Annotated in this window: 4 protein-coding genes; all 4 read left to right on the top strand. The window is 55.4% G+C overall.

The window, feature by feature from the left end; genetic code table 11:
- Window positions 1-314: 314 nt before the first annotated feature.
- The 4 genes from Poly51_RS09830 (at window position 315) to Poly51_RS09815 (ending at window position 11285) form a co-directional block, all read left to right on the top strand.
- Complete coding sequence (locus Poly51_RS09830; protein WP_246114388.1) at window positions 315-3119, top strand: sulfatase-like hydrolase/transferase; 2805 nt, start codon at window positions 315-317, stop codon at window positions 3117-3119.
- A gap of 140 nt (window positions 3120-3259) precedes the next feature.
- The gene (locus tag Poly51_RS09825) at window positions 3260-4657 is read left to right on the top strand and encodes an efflux RND transporter periplasmic adaptor subunit (protein WP_146456737.1); all 1398 of its coding nucleotides are present in this window, start codon (window positions 3260-3262) and stop codon (window positions 4655-4657) included.
- Window positions 4654-7830 (top strand): efflux RND transporter permease subunit, encoded by a 3177-nt coding sequence (locus Poly51_RS09820; RefSeq protein WP_146456734.1) that lies wholly within the window; start codon window positions 4654-4656, stop codon window positions 7828-7830. The genes Poly51_RS09825 and Poly51_RS09820 overlap by 4 nt, the downstream gene beginning before the upstream one ends.
- Window positions 7831-8195: 365 nt before the next feature.
- Window positions 8196-11285, top strand: coding sequence for a DUF6797 domain-containing protein (locus tag Poly51_RS09815; protein WP_246114387.1), 3090 nt, complete (start codon window positions 8196-8198; stop codon window positions 11283-11285).
- Window position 11286 lies beyond the last annotated feature (1 nt).

The following is an 11286-nucleotide window of genomic DNA, read 5'->3' as shown; positions in this document are numbered from 1 at the left end:
GATGACCGACGGGACTGTGGATTGGGCATAGCAGTCGAGAAGGGGCAAGAGGGTGAAGCGTCGAGACGGACTCGGGACGATCGATGGACCGACGAACAGTAACTAGAACCCGCTCCGGGCTGGCAATCTACACCCTAACCTGAAGCAAAGTCAGCTTTCGGGAGGTCACGCTGGATGTTTTCGTGCGTCGACAAACAATGGGCTAGGAGGCGTCTTTCTCTCGTTATCGAGGAAATGCCTGTAGATCATTCAAATCCTTGGGGTTTCCAAGGGCAGTCCCGTTTTGTCTCACTCCCCGCATCCGAAATCCTGTCATGCTCCTGCAGAGTTATCGCCGTATACGACTCATCAGTTACGCACTTGCGATGTTGACTGCCGTCGCTTTGATGGCTCCTTCCGTTGCGGACGACGCAACTCACAAGAACATCGTTGTCTTGCTCGCGGATGATCTTGGCTGGGGGGATGTCGGATTTCACGGAGGGATCGCCGAAACTCCGAACATCGATTCGCTGGCAAAAGACGGTGTGCGACTCAATCGCTTCTATGCCTATCCGGCGTGCAGTCCGGCGCGTGCGGCGATGCTGACCGGTCGGTTTCCCGGGCGCTATGGAATCTCCGGCCCTGTGCGGCCACGCGACGAAGGCTTGCCGACCAGCGAAAGATTGCTGCCCGCTGCGTTTCAGAAAGCCGGTTACGAAACCAGCCTGATCGGCAAGTGGCATCTTGGACTTGCCGGTGATGAATCACATCCTAATCGCCGAGGCTTCGACCACTTTTACGGCTTTCTTGACGCCTCGATCGACTACTACAAGCACATCTCTGGACAAGGGCAAGTCGACTGGCAACGTGACGGAACGACCGTCAATGAAGAAGGCTACTCAACTGACTTGTTGGCTGACGAAGCAGTACGCCAAATCAAAAGCAGCGACTCAAGTAAACCGTTTTGCATCGTCCTATCCTTCAACGCTCCCCACTCACCCTTTCAATCTCCAACGAACCTGATTGCGAAGTATCAGGGGAAATTGAGCGAACGCGAGGCAACTTATGCGGCGATGGTCGATTCAATGGACCAAGGCATCGGGCGCATTCTTGACGCCATCGACGAAAAGCGACTTCGCGAGGATACGATCGTCGTTTTTGCATCGGACAACGGCGCGGCACGATCCGGCACGAACGAGCCGTTTCGTGGGCAGAAACGAGAAGTCTACGAGGGCGGTATTCACGTCCCATGCGTCATCCGCGCACCCGGCACCTTAAAGGCCGGAACTGAGAATGAACAGCTTTGTGCGATTCACGATCTGTTCCCAACGCTTGCAGCGGCCACCGGAGTTTCGATCGCTTCGCCCAAGCCGCTCGACGGATTCGATCTTTGGACGCAATTGAAAACCGGCAAGGCAACTTCACGAACGATCGTGATTGCCGAGAGCGATCACGCGATCATTCGCGACGACTGGAAGTTGATTCAATTTGCAGGCGGCGGCACGGAACTGTTCAACCTGCGATCGGATCCGACGGAAGCGAAGAACGTGGCTGATTCAGAACCAAAGGTTGCATCGCAGATGTTGTCTACCCTGACTCAGTACAAAGTGATCGTCCGAACGGATGGGCCTTCTGAGGATGCCGTCAAGACACTTGTCGCCGAGCGTGGCACGACCAGAGGTTCGGCAGCCACGGCGACGGAAGACTTACAGGAAGGCGAATCGCTATCGGCGGCAGCAATCACTGGCGATGCGAAGTTCGGCGTGTTAGGCGATCCGCGAGTCGAATCCAATGGTCGCGGCATACGCTTGCTGTCCAGCGAAGATTTCGATGGCAACGGTGCGTTTGCGGGCGAAGCGTCGCTTACTAGCAATGACGTTTCTCCGGACCAGCGTTGGTATCGCTTCTACATCTCGGGGCTCGCTCAAGACAGCTTTGCTGTCGATCAGGAAGAACTCTATTTGAAAGTCGAGTTCTTTCAAAAGAACGGCACCGATTCACTGGACCTGATCAAAGAACGAATCTACCCGCAAGTGTTGCAGGAACGTAAAGATCTCTTCGACAAAGCGACCAACCAGAGTCTCGGTCACGCAACGTGGCGAACCTACGCGATGGACTTCCGAACTCCGTTCGCGGAAGTCGATACGGTGAAGCTGAGCGTCGGCTTTGCCAACGGGAAAGCCCAAGAAGGGAGGTCGGAGTTCTGGGTCAATTCGATGGACATCAAACCCATCGACACGCCCGCCAGCTATCAAGCAGCGAAACCGACCCTGCAAGACTTCCCACAGCCGGATGAATCGAAGCTGGTTGCCCTCGGCGGTCGCTGGTACTTCAACCCGCAAAACGGACAGCGTGTCGCACCTAAGCAGTTCGACTACACCAACGCCCAGCAACTGCTTTACAAGACCGATCGTTACCACGCACCGTTCGCGTCCAATATGAGTTCGTGGTTGCGTGCCGGATACCTGGATTTCAACGGGGACGAAGTGACGACGGACAAGCACAAGCCCTACGCCGTCATCGTCACGTTCTCGGACGAGCATCTTGTCATGCGAAGTCGCAACCTGCCCAACCACCCGACCGCGACGTTCCCCGATCGTTGGCGAATGCTTGACGGGAACCCGTCGTACATCAAAGAACAGGCGAACACTTGGCACATTCCGTTGGAGCCAAAACGTGATCCCGACGCGATCGCGATGGACGAAAAGAACTCCAACCAAGCGTTACCCATGGGAGCGATTGGTGTCGCAACCAACGGCGTGATCTTCTTCAATCCTTTCGACCACATCTTTGAAACCGATGCGGTTTGGCGACTCGATCGTTGTTGCGGCCACCCAAGTCCACGACAGCAGTACCACTATCACAAGTATCCGGTTTGCGTGAAGACGCCTTGGAGCGACGAAGGGCAATCGCATTCGGGCGTGATCGGATTCGCATTCGACGGATTTCCTGTCTACGGTCCGTACGAATCAAAAGGCTTGCTTGCCAAAGACGACACGAAGAACCCGCTGAACGATTTCAATCTTCACGAAGACCCCGATCGTGGTCCTCACTATCACGTCACGCCGGGCGAATACCCACACATCATCGGAGGATACTGGGGACAGATCGACGCAAACAATCGTCCGGGACGCCAATAGCCCATCGACGGTTAGTGAGTTTATTCAACATTGAAACGTGGGATAGGCTTCCAGCCTGTCAATCAGGATGCACCGGCAGGCTAGAAGCCGGTCCCACCTATCAAACGACAGAACCTTGTCGGCTTCCGCTACGAAACCTCATGAACAAACGACCAATCCCAACCCTATTCCTTCGCTACGTCGCGCCGCTGATGGTTCTCGGCTGCGCGGGATGGTTTGTCTATTCGATGGGCGCACAAGAGCGACCAGAACGGAAGAAGCCGCCCGTTCGCAAGTCTATCCCTGTCGAACTGGTTCAGGCACAACCTCACACCGGAACGCTGGACATCGTCGTCAGCGGCGTCGCGATTCCTTACCGCGAAGTGCAACTAGCGGCACGGGTCAGCGGCGAAGTCGTCTTCAAATCCGAGTCGGTTAGCCCGGGGCATGTCGTTGCCGAAGGTGAGTTGCTAATCCGCGTCGACCCAACCGACTATGAAATCGAAGTGGCACGTCTAGAGCAGGAAGTTGCAAAGGTCAATCTAGAAATCCAACGACTGCAACTCGACAAGGAAAACACGCAGCGAGTCTTGTCGATCAATCAAGACATCTTGTCGCTTCGCAAGCGAGAGGTGCAGCGGTTGGCGCGTTTGCGAAACGCCAATGCGACCTCCGCCAGCGAAGCTGACGCGGTCGAATTGGCGATGCTGTCCGCCGTGCAACAGACGACGTCGCAAGAAAATCAATTGCGGACGTTCGAGTCGCAGTCCAAGACGCTGCAAACGACGTTGGAACTTGCGACTCTGCAACTGCGGCGTGCAAAGCTTGATTTGGAACGGACTGAAATCAAGGCACCCTTCTCTGGCGTCGTCATCGCAAACCACGTCGAACAGAATGGAATGTTGTCAGCAGGTGACATTGTCGCTTCTGTCGAAGACACGTCCAAGGTCGAAGTGCGTGCGAGTCTGCGGGGCGATGACATGGCGTTCTTGCAGGGCGGTGGCTACGAATTGCCGCAAGTTCCGGTCACGGTTGAATACGACCGCGATGGGAAAACTTACGCGTGGAGTGCGGTGCTCAGTCGACAAGACGGACTTGGCGTCGACGAGAAGACCCGCACCATTCCCGTCCGAATCTGTGTCGACAATCCGACACAGAATTGCGGTTCCTCTAACGACTCGCTCGCGTTACTGCGTGGAATGTTTGTTCGCGTGCGTCTGCATTGCGAGCCTCAGCGGCCGTTGTTGGTCGTGCCGGAATCCGTGATTCGTCCGGGAAAAAACGTATGGGTGATGCGGGGCGATGAATTGCAGATCGAGCCGGTTCGCGTCGCTCGTATCAGAAATGGAATCGCCTATCTCCACACGCACGATTCCGCGCTCAATAGAAACGAGCAGATCATCAGCTCGCCGGTCCCGAATGCAAAGCCGGGTCTCGCGGTTTCAATGATCGCGAACGAACCTCGCCGCGGAGCAATCGCGAACGGAAATCGACAAGGATCAAGACCTGACGCACAAAGAGTCTTAACCAGTTCCGCAACCGCGATCGCGCGACCATGAGGTCGGTTGTTCGCTGGGCGGTCGATAACGGTCCCGCGACGAACACCCTGGTCGTTGCGATTCTGATCCTTGGGACTTGGTGCGCCGCATCCATGCAGCGTGAGTTCTGGCCCTACTCTAATTTGGATGTGATCCAAGTCAGCGTCGAGTATCGCGGGGCAAGTCCAGAAGAAGTCGAAGAAGGCATCTGCCAGAGAATTGAAGAAGCAGTCCGCAGCGTTCAGGGCGTACGGCGAATCACGTCGGTTGCTCGCGAAGGATCGGGTGTCGTCTCGATTGAACTAGAAGCCGACGTCAGCGAGCCTGAAGTGCAAGAAATTCTGGGCGAAGTTCGCTCGCGGGTCGACGGCATTCCGAGTTTTCCCGCACTGGCCGAACAGCCCGTCGTCCAGCGGCAACAACCGCGAACAACGGCACTCAGCATCGGCGTGATCGGCCCCGATGAGAACACGATTGCCGCAAGTCTCGCGCTGCGCGATCTAGCCGAACAGATTCGTGACGAAGTTCTGCTGATGGACGAAGTCTCGCAGGCCGAAGTCGTCGGTGTCCCACGCTACCAGATCGACGTCGAAATTCCCGAAGAAACGCTGCGCCAGTACAACTTGACCCTTTCGCAAGTCGCTGAGAACGTTCGATCACAAAACATCGAAGTACCCGGTGGAACGATGAAGACGGCCTCGCAAGACATTTTGCTTCGCGGCAGCAACCGTCAATCGACCGGCAAGGACATCGGCGACATTCCGCTGGTGACTAACGAAAACGGTGTTGTCTTAACGATCAGCGACCTCGGCAGTGTTCGTGATCAGTTTACCGACGACTCCGCGATCAGCCGAATCAACGGTCGACCCGGACTGGCCATTCAGGTCGACACGACGCAAACCGAGGACATCATTCACGTTGGTCGAGCGGTCCAGAAATTCGTCAACGAATACTCGCCGCCCGATGGCTATGAACTGATCTATTTTCGCGACCGCACGAACGATGTGCTTGCGCGACTCATGCTGCTGGTCAAGAACGGCTGGCAGGGTTTGCTGCTTGTGTTTCTGCTGCTCACATTGTTCTTAGAGCTGCGTCTGGCGATCTGGGTTTCGATGGGCATTCCGCTTTCCATTGCGGGTGCCTGCGCGCTGATGTACTACACCGGCCAAACACTGAACATGACTTCGATGTTCGCCTTCCTGATTGCGCTGGGCATCATGGTCGACGACGCAATCGTGATCGGCGAAAACATCTACGTTCATCGTTCGATGGGCAAGAGTCTACGTGATGCTGCGATCGACGGAACGTTGGAGGTCATGCCTTCGGTCGTGACCAGTGTGCTGACCACGGTGCTGGCGTTTCTGCCGATGATGTTCATGACCGGACAATTGGCTCGGTTCACGGAAGTGTTGCCGTTTGCGGTCATCGCGATTTTGCTGTTTTCGCTTACCGAGGCACTCACCGTTTTGCCATCGCACCTCGCACACGATGACGGACCGGGTATGAAGGCAATGTGTTGGTTGTTCGGACCGTTTCGCTTTGTCGGTTCAGCAATCGCAATCGTCAATGGCTGTGTCGCTAAAGGATTGGAGTGGTTCATCGAAACGGTGTATCTGCCAACGCTTCGATTCTCACTCCGATTTCCGCTGTTGGTTGTATGCCTCGCAATCGCATTTTTGATGATTGCGGTCGGAATCGTACGATCTGGCACCGTGCCGTACATCGTGCTGCCACAGATTGATTCCAACTTTTGTACCGTCATCATCGCTTTTCCTGATGGCACGCCAGAGCACTTCACCGCCAAAGCAACCAAACGACTCGAAGATGCCGTCCAAGCCATCAACCAACAAACCATCGACGAAGGTCTCACCGCCAATCCGAATGGTGTCGTGAGTGCCATCCATCGGTCGGTGGGATATGGAGCAAGCACTGACGGCGATGTCTCGTCGGGTAGCCATGTAGGCAGCCTGACCGTGCAATTGATCGACGTCGGGGACCGAGAAATCACCAGCCAAGAAATGGTGCAGCGTTGGCGAAAAGAAGCCGGTAGTTTCACAGGAGCCGATTTAGTGTCCTTCGGTTCCGGCCCACGAGGATTGGCGGGGCTTCCCATCGAGTTTTCGTTGTTGGCACGCAGCGAGGACATTCCGAAACTAGAAGCGGCCGTGCAAACGTGCGTCGATCAGCTCGAAAAGTATCCCGGTGTCCATGACGTGATCGCGGGCGGGCGGCCCGGAAAATGGGAATACCGGCTGACGATCAAAGACGAAGCCAAAGCGATGGGGGTCTCGCTTGCCGAATTATCCAGTACCGTGCGAGCGTCGTACTACGGCGAAGAGGCCATGCGACTTCAGCGTGGCCGTCACGAGGTCGAACTGCGAGTCCGCTATCCTCGCGAGCAACGGCAATCGCTGGCCGACTTCGATGAAATCCGCGTTCGTGATCCCGCCGGAAACCAACGTCCGCTCACCGAGCTTGCCGAAATCGATATCCAACGAAGTTATTCCGCCATTCACCGACTCGATCAAATGCGCAGCATCACGATCGCTGCCGACGTGGACGAAGACGTTGGCAACGCGTTTCAAATCACTGCCGATCTGCAAAAAACATTGATGCCGAAGCTGGCCGAAGACTACCCCAGTCTACGAGTGCTATGGGAAGGCCAACAAGAACAAACCAACGATTCGATGAACAGCATGTTGTACGGATTCATTGCGGTGATGATCTGTATGTATTTGCTGTTCACGATCGAATTCAAATCGTACCTGCAACCGCTGCTGGTCCTATCTATCATCCCGTTCGGAGCATGCGGAGCGATCTTTGGCCACGTCATCCAGGGCCTACCGTTCACACTGTTCAGTATCTACGGGCTCGTCGCGCTGTCCGGAATCGTCGTCAACGACTCCATCGTCCTGATCGACTTCATCAACCGCCGCATCGCCGACGGCCTCTCCCTTCAAGAAGCCATAATCGACGCCGGTCGTCGCCGCTGTCGACCCGTTCTCCTAACGTCCTTTACCACCATCGGCGGCATGCTCCCCATCCTGTTGGAAACTTCACGCCAAGCTCAAGTCCTGATCCCCATGGCCACCAGTCTAAGCTTTGGCCTGATCTTTGGAACGGCAATCGTGTTGATTCTCGCTCCTGTCGGTTACTCTCTTTCGTTCAAGCTGAGTGGCCACAACGCCACCTGATAGGCGAATTGCAATTAGATCTCACCCATACATTCATCAAGTGAGTTGAAACGGATGACACGTTTCGGATCGCCAATCATCCCCTGATGATCCACACTACTTAGCAAGCAGATCACTTCTGAACCCTATTTCAAACTCGGATGTGGAAGGTGATTTCGCCGATCGCAGGTGAATGCATGTGACGAAACCGTATACGCAATCCGCTGTGGCAGTTAAGCTTGCAGCCCGGCATATTTCACGCGGAAAAATGCAAAGAGCGCGCAGTTCTAGGCGATTCCGTGCGTAGTGGTATACCGCCTTCAAAAATCATCCACCTAGTTGTTGACGCACCGATGCTCTGCATTCGATCCCTAGCTACTCTTCTCATGTTTCTAGTAATGGCGTCGGCGTGGGGTGAGACGCCAGCGTTGCATCAACTGCTTGAACGAGCTGACCCGGCCAATATCGCGGCGGAGGCTCGTCTCCGTGGCAATCCGAATCGCGGTGCCTTGGTCTATTTCAAATCGGCTGCCGGCTGCGTTCAATGTCATCAGGGTACCGCTGGTCAGAATTCACCACTCGGTCCAGATCTATCGCGACTTGGCGAAGGAATCACGGACGTTCATTTGGTGGAGGCGTTGCTGCATCCGTCCAAGTCCATCCGCAAGGGATTTGGGACCGTTCAAATTTTGACATTCGATGGTGATATCAAGTCCGGTATGTTCGTTCGTGAAGACGACGAGACACTTGTGCTTCGTGATGCCGGAAACTTGCAGGCCGAAATTGTGATCGCGAAGCACGATATCGAAGTGCGCAGCGAGAAGACGGTATCGATGATGCCCGGCGGACTGATGGCGACACTCGGTTCACAGCGAGACATCCTTGACCTGTTCAGTTACTTGTTTGCAATTCAGGCGGGCGGTCCTGATCGCGCCCATGAGCTGAAGCCAAACGAAGATCAATTGATTGTCGTGGACGACGCTGCCAACCTGAACCACGCTGGCATCTTACGGCGCGTCGAAAAGTCCAACGCCAAAGGCGGAAAGCAGATTTTCGAGGCGTCGTGCGTGCAATGCCACGGAGCAGACGGGAATACGCCGTCGCTGGCCACAGCAAGGGCATTTGGCAAACAAAAACTGAAGTTTGGTGCTGATCCCTACAGCATGTTTAAGACGCTGTCCAATGGCAACGGCTTGATGGCAGCGACCACTGCGCTGTCGCCGATCGAACGTTACGAAGTCATTGGCTACATTCGCAATCGCTTCATGAAAGACTCGAATCCCGAATATAAGCCGATCACAGACGACTATCTGAAATCACTGCCAACCGGGACGGACATGGGAGACTTCAAACCGGATCCAGATCGTGACTATGGCCCGGCGCTGGCGTCTCAATTGGGGCGTGACGTCAACAGTGCCCTCACCGTCAGTCTGGGCGACCAGACGATCGCCTACAACTTGCACACGATGGACCAAGCGGGCCTATGGGCAGGTGGTTTTCTAGACGTGGATCAAACTCAGCACAAACGGGGCCGTGGAGAAGGTTATGCGCAGCCCAAGGGGAATCCGGTGCCCGCATTGGCGACTTGGCAGTGGGGCCATGACGCATCGCTCGACTACCCGACCGATGACTTGCTGCCACGCGGTCCGCTGCCAAATCGCTGGCTGGACTATCACGGTCACCATCTGCACGGTGATCAGATTGTTCTTTCCTATGCGATTGATGGACGCGAAATACTAGAAGTTCCTTCCGCGATCGACGGTGAAACCGCCGTACGTCAGACGCTGCGAATCAGCCCTGGCAAGTCTCTCGTTTTGGCCATCGGCCCGCAGCAACCTCAAATCACCGGAGACACCACAGGCGTCACATCAACACTTGATGAGCAGCAGCGATGGGTGGTGCGAATTCCCCGCGACAAAGATGCTCGTGTGATCGACATCGTACGGTTTGCCGACGCCGAATCGGATTCCTCAACGCGCAGGGATCTTAACCTGGAGCGGGTCGATCCGGCCAAGATGATCGAAGGCGGCGACTTGCGGTGGCCACAAACGCTCGAAACGGTCGGATACCGCGGCTTTCAAGACAGCGCCTATGCCGTCGATACGATTTCCATTCCTGAGTCGTCGCCTTGGAACACTTGGTTTCGCACATCGGCGATCGACTTCTTTCCGGACGGCCGACTCGCCGTTGCCACCGTCGGTGGAGATGTTTGGATCGTTTCGGGTGTTGACGACGAATTGATGAACCTGAGGTGGAAGCGGTTTGCCGGTGGTATGTACGAACCGTTCGGGATCAAGGTTGTTGATGGACTGATCTACGTGACATGCCGAGACCGGCTGACGCGTTTGCACGATTTGAACAACGATGGAGAGGCCGATTTCTATGAGAACTTCAGTGCGGACACGGATGTGTCGACCTACTTTCATGCGTTCAACTTTGATTTGCAAACCGACAGCCAAGGCAATTTTTACTATGCAAAGGCTGGTCAGTACACGGACTACAAATTGGCCGGCGCGATCGTGAAAGTCTCACCGGATGGCAAGACGCGTAGTATCGTTTGTACCGGACTGCGGACGCCAAACGGGATGGGCATTCTTCCCGATGACCGGCTAACCGTTAGTGACAATCAGGGCACTTGGATGCCGGCGTCGAAGGTCAACTTGGTGAAGCCGGGTGGATTCTATGGCTACGTTCAAAATAAGAAGGGTGGCGCGTGGGCGCCTGATGGAGGTCGCATCGACGTCAAGAAAGTTGTGCCACCGAAAACGTTCGATCAGCCACTGATTTGGATGCCACAAGAGGTCGACAACTCGTCGGGCGGCCAAGTGTTTGTCGATGACTCTCGCTGGGGGCCGTTGGCGGGACGTCTTCTGCACACGAGCTTTGGACAAGGAAGTTTGTTCTATCTGATGAAGCAGGAAATCGGTGGCGTTGAACAAGCCTCACTCGTCAAGTTTCCGCACGACTTCGACACCGGAATCATGCGCGGCCGTGTGAATCCCGTCGATGGTCAACTCTATGTCACAGGACTCAACGGATGGAACGACAACGGTCGCGCGGGACTCGCCGACAAAGGGATCTACCGCGTCCGGTACACGGGCAAGCCGCTTCGTATGATCGAGAACTGCCAAGTTGAATCGGGCGGTCTTCGCATTCAATTCAACTTCCCCGTCGATTCATCCTCAGCAACCGATGTTGCCTCGTACGTCGCCCAGCAGTGGAACTATAAGTGGACCGAGAATTATGGATCGGACCACTACCACCCCGAAACCCGAGAGCCGGGTGAACAGTCAGTGGTAATTTCGAACGTCGAACTATCGGATGATCGCAAGTCGGTGCTATTGAAGATCCCGAGGCTGCGCCCCGTCAATCAGCTGCGTTTGCAAGTGAATGTCAAGGATGAGTCCGGGGCAACGTTCAGCGAAGACATTTACTGGACCATTCACAGCGTCGCTGCACCGAACGCCAGGCGTTAGA

Source organism: Rubripirellula tenax (assembly GCF_007860125.1).
GTDB lineage: Bacteria > Planctomycetota > Planctomycetia > Pirellulales > Pirellulaceae > Rubripirellula > Rubripirellula tenax.
This window is presented reverse-complemented; position numbering and strand designations above follow the sequence as displayed.

Bases quoted from the DNA above. Each gene is read 5' to 3' on its own strand.
- Poly51_RS09830 (WP_246114388.1), top strand. From the start codon at position 315: ATGCTCCTGCAGAGTTATCGCCGTATACGACTCATCAGTTACGCACTT.
- Poly51_RS09825 (WP_146456737.1), top strand. From the start codon at position 3,260: ATGAACAAACGACCAATCCCAACCCTATTCCTTCGCTACGTCGCGCCG.
- Poly51_RS09820 (WP_146456734.1), top strand. From the start codon at position 4,654: ATGAGGTCGGTTGTTCGCTGGGCGGTCGATAACGGTCCCGCGACGAAC.
- Poly51_RS09815 (WP_246114387.1), top strand. From the start codon at position 8,196: ATGTTTCTAGTAATGGCGTCGGCGTGGGGTGAGACGCCAGCGTTGCAT.